Source organism: Cyclobacterium sediminis (genome assembly GCF_054781075.1).
On record NZ_BAAGVC010000011.1, the window covers coordinates 108,843 to 123,851 of the forward strand.

Below are 15,009 nucleotides of genomic sequence, written 5' to 3' on the forward strand. Positions count from 1 at the left end.
GGTAATGGTTAGGGTTCTTTTTTTCTGAGCGTTACAAAATTAAGGCAATTATCACCAAAAACTAAAACCTAAGCCCAATTATCTTTACCTTTGCAAAAGAGTTGTAGGTAAATAATCAGCAAAAGCATTTCGTTTTTGACCCGGAATTACAAAACACAACTTGAAATAGCAGGCTTTACATTTATTGAAAAGCGCATTTTAAACCCCAAGACCATGCATTGCTCTACAATGCATAGCGGACAGCAAAGGCAACCATTTCTAAATATCTAACCCTGTTTTATGTCGGGCATATACATTCATATACCCTTTTGTTTGCAAGCATGTACCTATTGTGATTTTCACTTTAGCACCAATCGATCGAATCAAAGTGAAATGGTAGACATGATTTGTTTGGAATTGAGCCAAAGAAAAAATTACCTGAACCAAAAAGGCCCCATTGAAACCATCTACTTTGGAGGAGGAACACCGTCCATTTTATCCATTCCCCAATTGAAAAAAATTTGGGACACCATTTTAGACAATTTTGATTGTAAGCTTCAGGAAGCTACCCTAGAAGCGAATCCTGACGATTTGGATGAGCAGACTTTAGCTGAGATGCTTTCGCTGGGAATTGACAGGTTAAGTATAGGCATACAGAGCTTTCATGATCCGGTCTTGCAATTTTACAACAGGTCCCATAATGCCAAAGAATCCCAGGAAATAATTAAAAAAGCAAGAAAGGCCGGTTTCACAACACTCTCCATGGATCTCATTTACGGTTTCCCCTCCAATGACCATAGCCTTTGGGAGAGGGACTTGGCAGCTACACTGGAACAGGAACCTGACCACATCAGTAGTTACTGCCTCACAGTGGAACCTAAAACCGCCCTTGGCGTTTGGGAAAAGAAAGGCAAGTTCAAGGAGGCCTCAGAAGACTTTCAAGCGGAACAATTTGAAATCTTACAAAAAACCCTGAATCAGGCAGGATATATTCAGTATGAAATTTCAAATTTCGCCAAAGAGAATGCTTTTTCCTTACACAATAGCAATTACTGGAAAGGGACACCTTACCTGGGCGTAGGTCCGGGAGCCCATTCTTTCGATGGGAAGCATAGAGGCCATAACCTAAGCCATAATGGGAAATACATCAAACTTCTCGAAAATGGTGAATCACCCTTTAAAGAAGACTTCCTTTCTCCTGAAGACAGGATCAATGAGTATATCCTCACCTCTCTGCGTACCATGTGGGGAATCAATCCGCTTTGGTTAAAAAACCATCTTAAATACGAACTATTACTCAATAAAGCGAAGGAGATCAAAACTTTCCAAGAACAGGGAGTGCTGAAAATAAACGAAGAGAGCATTACCCTAACTGATAAAGGAAAACTTCTAGCAGATTACATCGCTTCAAAATTATTTATTTAAGCTATTCCCACTATCTTTATTTTATGAAAAGATATTCCCCTGATTCAACCAGAAGAAGAAGCACTACCCCACTGAAAGAAGTGTTTGAGGAACTGTTGGATGCTTACCGACTTAAGGATAAATTTTCAGAAAAAACAGTGGTTAAGGAATGGGGCCAATTGATGGGTAAAACTGTAGCCTCTCGGACACAGAGCTTATCGGTTAGGCAAAAAATTCTCTATGTAAAAATCACCTCCGGCCCTTTGAAAAAAGAAATGATGATGAATAAATCAAAGGTTCTGACCCTAATCGAAGACAAATATGGTAAAGGTGTCATCAAAGACCTGGTCATTTTATAGGCAAATAAATATTTTTTCAATATAAACTTAAGAGCGAAAAAAGCTGATTTACAAATCAACCAAGACTTGCAAATCAGCTAAATTATCAATTGCTTGCCCTTAGGATTTCTCCCTAAAAACAAGGCTGGATTAATTTAATATTATCTAAGGTATTCACCATCAATCAATCTAAGGATTTGTAGGGGGTTATTACCTCTTAATTCCTCAGGCAACAATGCTTCCGGCATGTCTTGAAAGGCAATCGGTCTTGCAAAACGCTTGATGGCAAAACTTCCTACGGAGGTACTTCTGCTATCGGTGGTAGAAGGATACGGACCTCCATGCTGCATGGCATGACCTACCTCTACTCCCGTTGGCACCCCTTTGAATAACAAACGACCGCATCTTTCTTCCACTAAATTGAGGAAAGTATTATTTTCTGATAGCTCCTTGGTGGATCCCCATACGGTACATGTAAGCTGCCCTTTTAATTGCACGGCTACTTTTTCTAGCTCTGCTATTGAATCATATACAACCATGATGGCAAATGGACCAAAAACTTCCTCCTGAAAGGCTTCTTCGTTTAACCAATCACTCGCTTTAACTTTGGCTAGAGATGGATTCCCTATTAACAACTGATTGGCTTCTGTGGTTAGTAGCCATTCAAGTTTTTCTGAAGTAGCGAGGTTTTTTAATGCCTCGTGGTAAGTATTACAGATTCCTTCATGAAGCATGGGTGCTCCGGCAACCATTTTTAACTGATTTAATACTAGATCTGAAAATGCTTCTTCATGGGATTTCGGAACAAACACTAGTCCCGGATTGGTGCAAAATTGCCCAACCCCTAATACCAGAGAGTTGGCGTAAGCAGTTGCTGCCGCTTCAAGGTTTTCACTTAAATAGTCCTCGAGTGCAAATACAGGATTAACGCTCCCCATCTCCGCATACACAGGAATGGGGATTTCTCTATTGTTACAGGTATCGAAAAGAGCCTTTCCTCCTTTAAACGACCCGGTAAATGCCACAGCTTTGGCCAATGGATGAGCCGCCAATTCCTGACCTGTATCGATCCCTCCTTCTATATGTTGAAATGTCCCTTCAGGCATTTGGCAAATACCAACAGCTGCTTGAATGGCTTTGGCCACCATTCTTGAAGTTTCAGGATGCGCAGGATGTGCCTTGTACAATACTGGGCAACCGGAAGCCAAAGCTGAGATGGTATCCCCACCGGCTGTGGAAAAAGCCAATGGAAAATTACTCGCTCCAAATACCACTACTGGCCCCAAAGGCCTAAGCATCCTACGAATATCTGGTTTTGGTACGGGTTTTCTTTCAGAATCTTCATGATCAATTACCGCCTCAACCCAGCTCCCTTCTTCGACCAAGCCGGCAAATAACCTGATTTGCCCTACTGTCCTTCCAAGCTCTCCTGTAATTCGCCCCTCAGGAAGATTTGATTCTTTTGCTGCAGTAGGAATCAGGGTTTCTTTTAAAAGCTCAATTTGTTTGGCTATTTCTTCTAAAAAAGTGGCTCTCTCTCGGCTACTCTTTTGCTTTAATTGCAAAAAAGCTTGCTGAGCATCTTGAAAACTATTGGCTATCTTACTCATATGTTATTTTCTATTTTTTCTTTTCAAAAGACCTATACAAAGGATCTTACAAAATTTTACAGTTAGTGAAGTTAACAGATATTCATTATACAAACAACTTAATCAAATACCAGGCTAGACCGGCGAAAGGATTGCTTGAATTTGATATTTATCAATGCTTCTTTGAATAATTGATCACCTCATCCCAAACACGAAAGATATTTTTGTAGCAAATTTTCTCTATATCCTCCTTGGTGTAACCTCTTTTTAATAGCTCAGCAATTAAATTGGGGTACATGGATACATCTTTAAGCCCTGTGGGTAAGGTGTCCCCAACTCCATCAAAATCTGATCCAAAGCCAATATGATCAATCCCCACTATCTCCCGCACATGATCTATGTGATCAGCTACATGGCTTACAGATGGATAAGGATCATTTTCATTGTTATATTTTTCAATATAAGCCATTGCCTCAGAGTCACCTTTATCATAATTGTTTTCCTTCAGCCAGGTCGCTATATGCTCCCTTACTTTTCTATTGTTTTCACCAAATGCCCCATCGATAAAGTCTCCTCCGAAATTTATCATAATAATTCCGCCATTCTGACCCAATTTGGAAATCATTTGATCATCCATATTCCTTTCAAACCCAGGTGTAAAATGTCGTGCAGAGGAATGGGAAGCAATCACAGGTACCTTTGAAATATCAATAACATCATAAAAGGTATCATCCGAGACATGAGATATATCTACCATTATACCCAATTGATTCATTTTCTTGACCACCTCCACACCAAAAGCGCTCAAGCCTCCATGGGTATAGGTGGTGTCATAAGAAGAGTCCCCAATAAAATTATCCTTTCCATGGGTCAATGTAATGTAACGGATGCCCTGATCATAAAAGTAGTCTAGGTTTTGAAGTTTCCCTTCAAGTGGAGCACCATTTTCCATTCCTAGGGGAAGAGATATCTTTCCGGCCTCGAAATTACTGCGGATATCTGCCGGGCTATAGGCCATTGCAAATTTTTCCGGCCAGTTTTCTGCAATTTTTTTAGTCATAAGGATAAGCGAGTCAGCCAATAATTTAGCCTCTCCACTTCCTTGATACTTGGTGGAAATATAAATAGACATAAAAGGAGCATCCAGTCCACCCGCTTTGGAGCGGGGATAATCAAAATCCCCCGTCTTGGTACTTTCGGATACATTCAAAATGTCTCCTTCCGGCTTATACCCTTGGTGATGCATTCTATATGGCAAATCTACATGTCCATCAACAATGATGGTTTGTTGTGCTATCTCCTTTGCGATTTGCCCCCTTTCCTCAACAGAAAGCTGTTGATAATCTTTTAAAGAAGAACTGGAAGAGGTACAGGATATAGAAATAACCAATAGCATATAAAACAAACAAGAAATCAATATTTTCATAGAATGATGAATAAAGGTTAATAGCATAATTTTTGCTCAAGATTAGCTAAAGGTAAGGATCAAAGATCTTTTTACTAAATACAAAAACGTTCATTTTTTAATGAACATTAAGTTTTCACCAAAAAATTATCGAAATTTGAAGTTCAACCAAAAACCACAACAATGAAATCAGTTAACAATTCATTAATCTACAGTTTAGTTTTAAGTATACTCATCTTTTCGAGCTGTGGCTCTAAAAACACGAGTACTGAAAATACAGAGACAAGTCAGGAAGAAGTGGTGGAACAAGAAGTTACAGCCTCTTTGGAAAAGGTTTGGGAAACCTCTGCGGATCTTACCACCAATGAGTCTGCCCACTATGAAGAAAGTGATGGTATGATATATGTGGCCAATATAGAAGGAGGACCTGCTGAAAAAGATGGTGTAGGTTCAATATCTAAATTGAATTCCAATGGAGAAATCGTTGAAAGGAATTGGGTCAGCGGCTTAAATGCACCTAAAGGAATGACTGTTATGGGCAATTACCTTTATGTAACTGATGTAGACAGGCTTTTAGAAATAGAGCTGGCCACAGGTAAAATCAATAAGTCCTACGAAGTAGACAATGCAGTATTCTTAAACGATGCTGACACAGACGGGGAGCGAGTATATTTCACTGATATGAAAGCCAACAAAATCTTGTATTTGGAAAATGGTGAAATAAAAACATTTGCAGAAAATCAGCCTAATATTAATGGGTTACGTATAGGTAATGGCAACACCCTCTACGGCCTAGATGCAGATGGGTTTAAAAAGTACAGTAGTGATGGAAGTTTTGAAATCCTCAACAATACGGTTACCGGAGGTGATGGTTTAATTGTTTTGGATGAAAACACATTCATTGCAAGCAAATGGGGTGGTGAGATTTACCTAATCAAAGATGGTGAGGCGGTAAAACTACTGGATACCACTGCAGAGGAATCCAATACAGCTGACATAGGCTATATCCCTGCAGACAATTTAGTCATTGTCCCAACCTTTTTTAAGGATAAAGTTGTTGCTTATAAGCTTTCTTACTAATGATTGAACAATTGTTTTTGATGAAAGTGAATGAATATCCCGGTGCATTCGTTATATTATAGAATGATATTTCAGATTTAAACCCATAAAAAGGTTAAGGTTTGCCGGTATTGTTAGTTAAATTGAAGATAGGTGTTAATATTTGGGAAAATACCAATAAATTGGCATCATAATGCGAAAGCCTAATTTATGAAGAAGTCAGATAATATTAATTACGAACTTGAAAAAAATGCAGAAGTCATCAGCCAGCTGAATGATTTTGTAACAGAGACTGTTGGAACCACCCTTATGGACCCGGATGATTGTTGGCAACCAACTGATTTCCTTCCGGATATGACACAACCTGACGCCATAGATCAGGTAAAAACACTAAGGGAGAGAGCAGCTGTTATTCCAGACACTATCATCACTTCTCTAATTGGCAATATGATTACGGAAGAAGCTTTACCGAGTTACCAAACGTATTTCAATATGCTAGAAGGGGTAAATGAAGAAGGATCCCTCACCTCTGACAAAGGTTGGGTTCAATGGACCAAAGCTTGGACAGCGGAAGAAAACCGACATGGAGACTTGTTAAATAAATACTTATACCTATCAGGTAGAGCTGATATGAGGCAGGTTGAACAAACCATTCATCGGTTGATTTACAATGGCTTTGACCCAAGGTCTGAAAAAGACCCCTACCAAGCAATTGTCTACACCTCCTTCCAGGAAAGGGCTACCAAGATCTCCCATGTTAATACAGGAAAACTTGCCGACAAAGCAGGAGATCATGTATTAGGGAAAATATGTAAACAAATTGCAGGCGATGAAGCTCGACATGAAAAAGCATACAAAAGTTTCATGTCCGAGATAATGAAAATTGATCCTAATGGAGCCATTCTTGCCTTTGAAAAAATGATGAGGAAACAAATTGTTATGCCCGCAGTATTGATGGCCAAAGGTGGAAACAATCCTTCTTTATTCGATCAGTTTTCTGCAATAACCCAGAAAGTTGGCATATATACAGGCTGGGATTATGCTCGGATAATCGACCATTTGGTACAACTTTGGAATATTGAAACAGCTACCGGACTCAATGACGTGGCCGCCAAGGCCCAAGAATATTTATCCGGATTGTCTTCCAGGTACATGAGGCTGGCAGATCGGATGAAAACTCCTGACGAAATCAGTCTGGCGTGGATAAGTAAATAAAAGGGCTAAAAAAATATTTAAAAAATGCCCTTTTAAAGAAATAAGTAAAACGGAAGTTTAAAAAGTTGCTTAATCACCCATGACAAAGATACTCAATGCGCAAACGTCAAAAAATACCCCAAATGGGGTATTTTTTTTGCATTTATGCCTGAAGCAGCACTATCGGAAAGCTTGTAATTGAATGTTAACCACCTATTTGGAGCACAGAAGAGCAGATTTAGCTAAATCCATAAGGAAAAACCGATTAATAAATTGTTTAAATACCTGCTCCAACCAATTTGCTAAGCCAACTCATCATCCACTATACATGAAAAGGAATTCCAGCGAATGCGTTTATTAAATACAGTCTAATCAGTTGTTTGCTTTATTATTCCCTGCCAAAGCTACCTTTAAGTCAAAATAGGAAAACTTCTCACCAAAATGATCTTTTAGCCTTTTTAAACCTTGGCCTTCCAGTTGCTTGTCAGCCTCCAGTATTTCCTTGCTGCTTTCTTCATTTAAAAAAGTGTCCTTTGTTAATTTATTTTCCTCAATTAGCTGAGCAATATGCCCTTCAATCGTAGTTTTGGCTAAGGATCTATATTGGGCAATTTGAAAAATGGTCTTCCCTTCTTGGTACAAGGCAAAGGTCTCTTGTACGGAAGCTGAAGGAGCCCTTTTCAGCTTCCGTTTGGGTGCTCCGGGATTTTGACCGGGGTGAATATCATTCTCCTCTACATGCGCATTGATTTCCTTTATAAAGGCCTTCCCATATTTTTCTAATTTAAGCTGCCCTATTCCCCCGATTCTAATTAATTCCTTTTCATTTCTGGGATATCGCTGGCTCATTTCTACGAGGGTAGCGTCAGAAAAAACAATATAGGGTGGCACATTCTGTTGATCCGCTAAAGTCTTGCGAACATTTCTTAGTTTTTCAAACAGGGCCTCATCTTTTTTATTGCTTGGCTCACGGAGATTAAACACTTCCTCTTCCATGGCCAAGAGAAATTTTTCCTTTCGTTTCAATTTCTCCCATGCCAAGTCACTTAGCTTCAAAATAGGTCTTTGAGGATCTTCTTGAAAAAGATATCCCTCTGCAATTAACTGAAACCCTAACCTTTTCCAGAAATCATCACTTCTATCTTTTCCAATCCCATAAACCGATAGTTCTTTTTGGGCATTGGTAACTTTTACAGATTGAGATCCTCTCAACACCAAAATAACATGTCCCAGACCATATTGTTGTCCCAAACGAACAACTGCCGAAAGAAGCATCTGGGAAAAAATAGTCATGTCTGATTTATTGTCTTTTTGAAAACAAACATCACAGTTGCCACAATCCTGGGAATATTCTTCACCAAAATACCCTAACAAATACTTTCTCCTACATGATTTGGTTTGGCAAAATTCTACCATGGTATTCATTTTTGCCTTCATGTGTCTGACATACTCCTCATTTTCGGCACTTTCTATCATTCTCTTTAAGGTGATACTATCCCCCAGACTATAAAACAGCAAGGCCTCTCCAGGTAAACCATCTCTACCTGCGCGCCCGGTTTCTTGATAATAGCTTTCAATATTTTGAGGCATATTGGTGTGCACCACAAAACGAACATTGGACTTGTCTATTCCCATCCCGAAAGCAATGGTAGCAACAATTATCTTTACCTCATCCTTAATAAATTTTTCTTGATTTTCTTGCCTATTTTCTTTGCTGAGGCCGGCATGGTAGGGCAAAGCAGAAAAACCATTGGCATTGAGCTTGGCTGCTGTGTTTTCTACAGATTTTCTGGAAAGACAATAGACTATTCCGGAATCATTGGGCCGATGCTGTAAAAAATCCACCAATTTGCCAAAGCCATCAGATCTTAAGGTAACCCTGTAAGTAATGTTAGGCCTATCAAAAGACGAGATAAACCACTCCGGTTTGTTCAGGTGTAGTCTGGCAGCAATATCTTTACGGGTTTGCTTATCTGCCGTAGCCGTTAATGCCAAAAATGGGGTATCCGAAAAAGCCTTTCTCAAGGCACCCAATTTTAAATATTCCGGTCTAAAATCATGGCCCCACTGTGAAACACAATGCGCTTCATCTACAGCTACCAGAGAAAGATTCATATCTTTGAGCGCATTTACCAAGGGGTGGGTGCCTGAAAATAATCGTTCAGGAGCAACATACAGTAATTTGATACCTCCTTTCATGACTTGATCAGAAACATACCTTTGTTCGCTGATATCCATGGTAGAGTTTAAAAATGCAGCCGGAATACCTATTTCATTCAAGGCGTCTACTTGATCCTTCATCAAGGCAATGAGCGGTGAAATAACCAAGGTGAGCCCCGGCAACACCATGGCTGGTACTTGATAGCAAACCGATTTACCCGCTCCGGTAGGCATTAATGCTATACAATCTTTTTTCTTTATTACTTGGCGAATAACGGACTCTTGTTGCCCCCTAAATGAATCATATCCATAATATTTTTTAAGTACATCTATTGGTTGCATGATGAAGGGAATTTGCGCGAGTTGTAAAGAGAAAGATAAATTTAACACAAATAGGCGTCCTTTTCAACTTCCACTCCAGGCATTCAATGGCAAGCCTTTAAGCGCTCTTCAATGTTGAATATATTATGCTTAAAGACTCGTTTCAATAGACCTGATTAACTGAGGCTTAGCAATTACTAAAAAAGCATACCATTACATCAGCTAGATCATAAAACCTTCTTCTACAAATCATATAGGCTAGCTATTAAAATACAAAAAGGAGCTTCCTGAATTAGAAAGCTCCTATTTACTGATAAAAAAAATTATAAATACAACCATACAAAAATCGGGTGACAAACTATATTTTCATTATCTTCATTCGGTAAGCTTTCCCTTCATAAATTACTTCTAAAACACCCATTCCTTTGCTGGCATTGTTTACTACAGTCAACAACCATTGATCTAGCTCCATTCCCACTTCACCTTCAAAACTGGCTACTGAAGAGCTTTGTAAAAATCTTACGTTTACAGGACCTGATATTTGACCTGAAGCCAATTTAATATTTAAAGAGGACCCATCAGTTGGATTGGGGTAGGCAGTCAATAAAATTGGTTCTTCACCGGATTCTTCACCTGAAGCTTTTATTGAAACTACATCACTTACCATTTGATTTCCATTAAAATCAACTTGTCTGATTCTATAGTAAACCATACCAGCTATATCACTTAATTCAGGGTCTTCAAAAGTATATTTACTAATTGAGTTGGTCCATCCGGAACCATTTATTACAGCTATTTTTTCAAAGTTCCCAATACCATTGATGGAACGCTCAACCTCAAAATGGCTATTCCCATCTTCTGAGGTGGTTTCCCATACCAATTTAGAAACATTATTATTCGTTGCGAGTACATCAAAAGATTTCCAAACTACAGGTAGTGCAAAACAACCCATGCCATAAAAGGAATTCCCACTTAAATTTACATGACTGGAATTTTCTTTGGTAGAGTTTGGATAATCACAAATAAACATAGCACCATCATCTTTAGCCACTACTTTTGCGCCATTGGTAGCAGTAAAAGTACTTCCCAGCATTAGCTCACTTTTATTGTTTAAGGATAATTTACCATTTGTCATGATAACTTCATCGTGAACAGTTCCTCTAGCATTGTCATTTAGCTCAATTTTTGCTCCCCCGCTAGTAAAAAATTTTGATTCAAAAGAAAATTCAGCCTTATCCTTTAAGGTCATTGATCCCCCTCGTCCCATTTCCACATCTCCTATCAACCTAATATTTGCATTGTCTTCTATTTTAATCGATCCACTACTTCCCGTTGAAGAAGTCCCTCCTACCAATAAAGAACTGCTATTGTACATTTTCAAATCGCCATTTCCAATCAACATGTTTCCTGAAACAGTTACTACACCTGAAAAATCTTTGGAACCAATGTTGATTTCACCTCCCGATGAATAATTAAGTTCTCCTGTTTGAAATTGCCCTAATACATTTAATGTACTTTTACTCCTGACATGTGTTTCACCATCGACTATCAACATGGCGCCTTCTTCTATGGTAATAACAGGTTTATTGTCACCGATTTCAAAATTGTTAATGGTCAATTTTGCATTATTTGGAACTATGATTTCAACCCCTCTATCAATATCGAATTTTCCATTAACCACCAATTCAGCACCTTCAACTAAGACTATTTCTGGTTCTGACCCGCCCCCATTGATGGTAATATTGTCTTCAAAAATTAATTTTCCGTTGGGGCCAATTTCAAGGCTAGTAAAAACACCGCTTCCAAAACCTGAAATATTGCCACTATAGGTAACTTCATGATTAATTACGACAGTTACTTCACAACCCCAGCTCTTAGACACAGGAGGTTGTCCATCACTCACATTACTCCATTTAGAGCAGTTTGAAGAACTTTCCCAAGTATTATCTGCTTTCCATTCTCCATCCTTCACACTAACAAAGTCCTGCGAATAGATATTTCCTGTCACCAAGCCAAAAGCGACGGTAAGGATAAATAAAGAAACTATTTTAAGAAGCTGAGTGGAATTAAAAAAAACTTTCATAGCTGTTTGTTTTTATAACAGTATAAAAGTACCCAGGACTATGGCCAATTGGTGTCTTATTCGATCAATGCGATATTTTGGAGGTTAAATGAAGGTAAAACAAAGGTGAAAAAATTATAAGATTCAATTATTTATATCTAAAAAGCGGTTTTATAGGTTTAAAAAAAATAAAAGCCCGTATAAAACGGGCTTCTATTTGGAGCTAATTAGGCTCCTATTTTTTGAACAATAGATCTACTATCCTGTCTAACTATTCATGCTTACCAAAAATTCGGCATTGTCTCGAGTACCTTTCATTCTTTGGAGTAAAAATTCCATGGCTTCCTGAGAGGTCATATCAGACATGATTTTGCGTAGAATCCACACACGTTGCATTTCTTCTTTGTCCATCAATAAATCTTCTCTTCTGGTACCTGAACCAGGCACATCAATGGCAGGATAAATTCTTCTGTTTGAAAGCTTCCTATCCAGAGATAGTTCCATATTGCCCGTTCCTTTAAATTCCTCAAAGATCACCTCATCCATTTTAGAACCTGTTTCCACGAGTGCAGTGGCAATAATGGTAAGTGATCCACCATTTTCCACATTTCTGGCAGCACCAAAGAAACGTTTTGGTTTATGTAAGGCATTTGCATCCACTCCACCCGACAAAATCTTTCCGGAGGAAGGCACCACAGTATTGTGCGCCCTGGCTAGCCTTGTAATGGAATCAAGGAGTATGACCACATCATGTCCACACTCTACCATCCTTTTGGCTTTTTCTAAAACCAAAGCGGCCACCTTCACATGTCTTTCAGCTTGTTCATCAAAAGTTGAAGAAATTACCTCCGCTTTAACAGAACGTGCCATATCCGTCACCTCTTCCGGTCTTTCATCGATCAAAAGAATCATCAGGTGAACCTCAGGATGATTTTCTGCAATTGCATTGGCAATTCTTTGCAAAAGCACTGTCTTTCCTGTTTTAGGTTGTGCCACAATCATCCCCCTTTGACCTTTTCCAATTGGTGCAAAAAGATCAACGATTCTGGTGGATAAATTATCATGGGTAGTGGTTAGGCTCAAACGCTCTTCAGGAAACAAAGGAGTGAGGTATTCAAAAGGAATCCTATCCCTTATTTCATCAGTAGTTTTTCCATTGACGGTTCCTACCTTTAGCAAAGCAAAATATTTTTCACCTTCTTTTGGGGGTCTGATTTGACCTTGGATATTATCTCCGGTTTTAAGGCCAAAAAGCTTAATTTGAGATGGAGACACATAAATATCATCCGGTGATGCGAGGTAATTGTAATCCAAAGAGCGTAAAAAGCCATATCCATCAGACATGATTTCAAGGACTCCGGAATTTTCTATTATCCCATCAAAATCTTTAATGGTTACAGAGGGTTTTCTCTTGGGGTTATAAGGTTTCTCTGAAGTTGATTGCTCCTCAGTCACCTCTTTAGAGGGCTTCCTTTTGGTAAACTCTTGCTCCTTGGACGCTGGAGCTGAAGCCTCTGAATTGCTTTTAGCATCTTCTATATCTACTACAGCTCTTCTTCTAGGCCTAAAGCTTCTACCTTTATTGTCCTCCCCTTTAACTGGCTCGTTGGATTTTTTATAATTGGATTTATCCTTTGCCTGTTTTTCTTTATTTTCCTGTTTTTTTGGTGCTTGACTGTTGGCTTTTTCTTCAGCTTTGGGAGAGCTTTCTTCTGCTTTTACCGATTTCTCCTTGGGTTTGGGAGCTCTGGAAGGCTTAGTACTTTTGTCCGAATCTTCAGTATTTTCTTTCGTAACTTTTGTTACATTTTGCCTTTTAAACTTTGGTTTCTCCTCACTTACAGGCTTGGTAGCCTTTTTATTGCTATCTGCTCCGGTTGTATCCTTTTCAACTTCCACTTCTACTTTGGAAGGTTTTTTTCTTGGTAGGGATTTCTCCGGAGTAATGGCTTGCTGATCCAAAATGGCATAAACCAAATCTTCTTTTTTCAAAGATTTAAAGTTTTTTACCCCCAACTCCTCGGCGATCTCCTTTAACTCAGACAGTAGCCTGATTCTTAATTCTTCTATGTTATACATAAAAAACGCGTGAATGAAATTCTAAGACTTTGTAAATGATAAAATGGTATGTATCTTGATAAGTATAAAAAGGTATACAGACAATTCTGAAACTGCCAGGGTGGCAATCTTCTGCTTTTCGATCTTACAATATTACATCAATCACGAGTAATACGCAAATTTTTATGGAATTGTTATTAAATTAGTGAAAACCAAGCATCTCCATATTTAGAAATATTATACTGGCTTTCCGTTTTCCTAATTCTTATTTTTATTGACACAAAGATTGACCCGGCCATGTCAGAAAGTAAACTTCATCCTCTACAATTTTTTGCCTACGCTCTAATTTCCATTGCGCTCTTTTTATACCTGATGAATATTGGTGCATTTATTTTGGTCCCTTTGGTCTGGGGTGTGTTTTTTGCTTTCGCCTTATACCCTGTCAGCAATTGGCTTGAATCCCATTTATTTCCAAGACCCTTTGCCATCGCCATAAGCATCTTATTTGTGACAGCCATTGGGGCAGCCATTGTCTACATCCTAATTAACCAAATGGTGCTCCTACTATCGGATATCCCTGAAATGAATGCATTATTGCAGGAGAAGGTGAATAAATATTGGGCTGAATTACAAACCACCTTCGGCATTGACAATTATCTTAATAGAGAAAAGTTGCAAGCTATAGAATGGTTTGCCGGTGGTAATTTGAATGAAACCCTCTTCAATACAGGTAAGTCCATTACCTTAATCGGTATCATCCCTTTATACATATTTTTACTATTGTATTATAGGGATTTTTTCGTGGCTTTTTTATTAAAAGTATCTTCCAAAAAAAATGAAGCTATTTTAGAATGGGTTGGTGAAGCGGGAAAGGTGATTCATGCTTATTTGATTGGAATGGTAAAAGTAACCTTTCTTGTGGCCTTACTTGCCGGCATGTATTTTTATTTTTTCGGCATTAAATACTATTTACTCTTCGCTCTATTTATAGCAATACTCAACCTAATCCCTTACATAGGGGTGGCCATTAGCTCAATTTTAGTGATCTTTTATGTCTTCCTGACTTCTGACACCATATTTGCTCCCATTCTCACATTGGCTGTACTTTGGGGCATTCAACTTATTGAAAATAATATAATCACCCCTTTGGTGGTAGGAGCTAAGGTTAAAGTAAATGTTTTAGCCGTTATATTAGCCGTCCTAATAGGTGGGGCTGTGTGGGGCATCTCAGGTATGGTCTTATTTATACCTATGGTGGGAGTGTTAAAAATCACTTTTGATAGTACCCCTTCCCTTCAAGCATACGGCTATTTACTAGGTGATGATTTTCCTAAACCAAAAAATGGACAATCTTTGATTAAGCAGCTCAAAAATAAGTGGTTAAAAAAATAACTGCAGATAAAAAGAAAAACTCCCTCTATAGATAATCTTTACCTCGAC

General features: G+C 38.6%; 10 protein-coding genes. 5 read left to right on the forward strand and 5 right to left on the reverse strand.

The window, feature by feature from the left end; all coding sequences use genetic code 11:
• Nucleotides 1-279: 279 nt before the first annotated feature.
• Nucleotides 280-1,404: a radical SAM family heme chaperone HemW gene (hemW, locus tag ACYVHJ_RS13490; protein ID WP_460515591.1), complete on the forward strand. Its 1,125-nt coding sequence runs from the start codon at nucleotides 280-282 to the stop codon at nucleotides 1,402-1,404.
• Between the two features lie 23 nt (nucleotides 1,405-1,427).
• Nucleotides 1,428-1,742: a DciA family protein gene (locus ACYVHJ_RS13495; RefSeq protein WP_460515593.1), complete on the forward strand. Its 315-nt coding sequence runs from the start codon at nucleotides 1,428-1,430 to the stop codon at nucleotides 1,740-1,742.
• A 140-nt stretch (nucleotides 1,743-1,882) separates the two neighbouring features.
• Here the strand turns inward: ACYVHJ_RS13495 and ACYVHJ_RS13500 are convergent, their stop codons facing one another.
• Together ACYVHJ_RS13500 and ACYVHJ_RS13505 are read right to left on the reverse strand one after the other, a co-directional pair.
• Nucleotides 1,883-3,331 carry an aldehyde dehydrogenase (NADP(+)) gene (locus tag ACYVHJ_RS13500; RefSeq protein ID WP_460515595.1) on the reverse strand — a complete coding sequence of 483 codons (1,449 nt, stop codon included), beginning with the start codon at nucleotides 3,329-3,331 and terminating at the stop codon, nucleotides 1,883-1,885.
• A gap of 151 nt (nucleotides 3,332-3,482) precedes the next feature.
• Nucleotides 3,483-4,736: a dipeptidase gene (locus tag ACYVHJ_RS13505; protein WP_460515597.1), complete on the reverse strand. Its 1,254-nt coding sequence runs from the start codon at nucleotides 4,734-4,736 to the stop codon at nucleotides 3,483-3,485.
• Between the two features lie 162 nt (nucleotides 4,737-4,898).
• On the opposite strand from ACYVHJ_RS13505, the gene ACYVHJ_RS13510 reads away from it, so the two are divergent.
• The gene (locus ACYVHJ_RS13510; protein ID WP_460515599.1) at nucleotides 4,899-5,795 is read left to right on the forward strand and encodes a YncE family protein; all 897 of its coding nucleotides are present in this window, start codon (nucleotides 4,899-4,901) and stop codon (nucleotides 5,793-5,795) included.
• A 189-nt stretch (nucleotides 5,796-5,984) separates the two neighbouring features.
• Nucleotides 5,985-6,989: an acyl-ACP desaturase gene (locus ACYVHJ_RS13515; RefSeq protein WP_339904977.1), complete on the forward strand. Its 1,005-nt coding sequence runs from the start codon at nucleotides 5,985-5,987 to the stop codon at nucleotides 6,987-6,989.
• A gap of 351 nt (nucleotides 6,990-7,340) precedes the next feature.
• On the opposite strand, the gene recQ is transcribed toward ACYVHJ_RS13515, so the two are convergent.
• The 3 genes from recQ to rho form a co-directional block, all read right to left on the reverse strand.
• Complete coding sequence (recQ, locus tag ACYVHJ_RS13520; RefSeq protein ID WP_460515601.1) at nucleotides 7,341-9,470, reverse strand: RecQ family ATP-dependent DNA helicase; 2,130 nt, start codon at nucleotides 9,468-9,470, stop codon at nucleotides 7,341-7,343.
• A gap of 337 nt (nucleotides 9,471-9,807) precedes the next feature.
• Complete coding sequence (locus ACYVHJ_RS13525; RefSeq protein ID WP_460515603.1) at nucleotides 9,808-11,532, reverse strand: hypothetical protein; 1,725 nt, start codon at nucleotides 11,530-11,532, stop codon at nucleotides 9,808-9,810.
• Between the two features lie 246 nt (nucleotides 11,533-11,778).
• On the reverse strand, nucleotides 11,779-13,590 hold the full coding sequence (gene rho, locus ACYVHJ_RS13530; RefSeq protein ID WP_460515605.1) for a transcription termination factor Rho: 1,812 nt from the start codon (nucleotides 13,588-13,590) through the stop codon (nucleotides 11,779-11,781).
• A gap of 276 nt (nucleotides 13,591-13,866) precedes the next feature.
• Between rho and ACYVHJ_RS13535 the strand changes: the two genes are divergently transcribed.
• Nucleotides 13,867-14,961 (forward strand): AI-2E family transporter, encoded by a 1,095-nt coding sequence (locus ACYVHJ_RS13535; protein WP_460515607.1) that lies wholly within the window; start codon nucleotides 13,867-13,869, stop codon nucleotides 14,959-14,961.
• Nucleotides 14,962-15,009 lie beyond the last annotated feature (48 nt).

What these genes read in the sequence shown, in the direction of transcription:
- ACYVHJ_RS13535 (WP_460515607.1), top strand. Translation starts at nt 13,867, where the DNA reads ATGTCAGAAAGTAAACTTCATCCTCTACAATTTTTTGCCTACGCTCTA.
- ACYVHJ_RS13510 (WP_460515599.1), top strand. Translation starts at nt 4,899, where the DNA reads ATGAAATCAGTTAACAATTCATTAATCTACAGTTTAGTTTTAAGTATA.
- rho (WP_460515605.1), bottom strand. Translation starts at nt 13,590, where the DNA reads ATGTATAACATAGAAGAATTAAGAATCAGGCTACTGTCTGAGTTAAAG.
- ACYVHJ_RS13525 (WP_460515603.1), bottom strand. Translation starts at nt 11,532, where the DNA reads ATGAAAGTTTTTTTTAATTCCACTCAGCTTCTTAAAATAGTTTCTTTA.
- recQ (WP_460515601.1), bottom strand. Translation starts at nt 9,470, where the DNA reads ATGCAACCAATAGATGTACTTAAAAAATATTATGGATATGATTCATTT.
- hemW (WP_460515591.1), top strand. Translation starts at nt 280, where the DNA reads ATGTCGGGCATATACATTCATATACCCTTTTGTTTGCAAGCATGTACC.
- ACYVHJ_RS13505 (WP_460515597.1), bottom strand. Translation starts at nt 4,736, where the DNA reads ATGAAAATATTGATTTCTTGTTTGTTTTATATGCTATTGGTTATTTCT.
- ACYVHJ_RS13515 (WP_339904977.1), top strand. Translation starts at nt 5,985, where the DNA reads ATGAAGAAGTCAGATAATATTAATTACGAACTTGAAAAAAATGCAGAA.
- ACYVHJ_RS13500 (WP_460515595.1), bottom strand. Translation starts at nt 3,331, where the DNA reads ATGAGTAAGATAGCCAATAGTTTTCAAGATGCTCAGCAAGCTTTTTTG.
- ACYVHJ_RS13495 (WP_460515593.1), top strand. Translation starts at nt 1,428, where the DNA reads ATGAAAAGATATTCCCCTGATTCAACCAGAAGAAGAAGCACTACCCCA.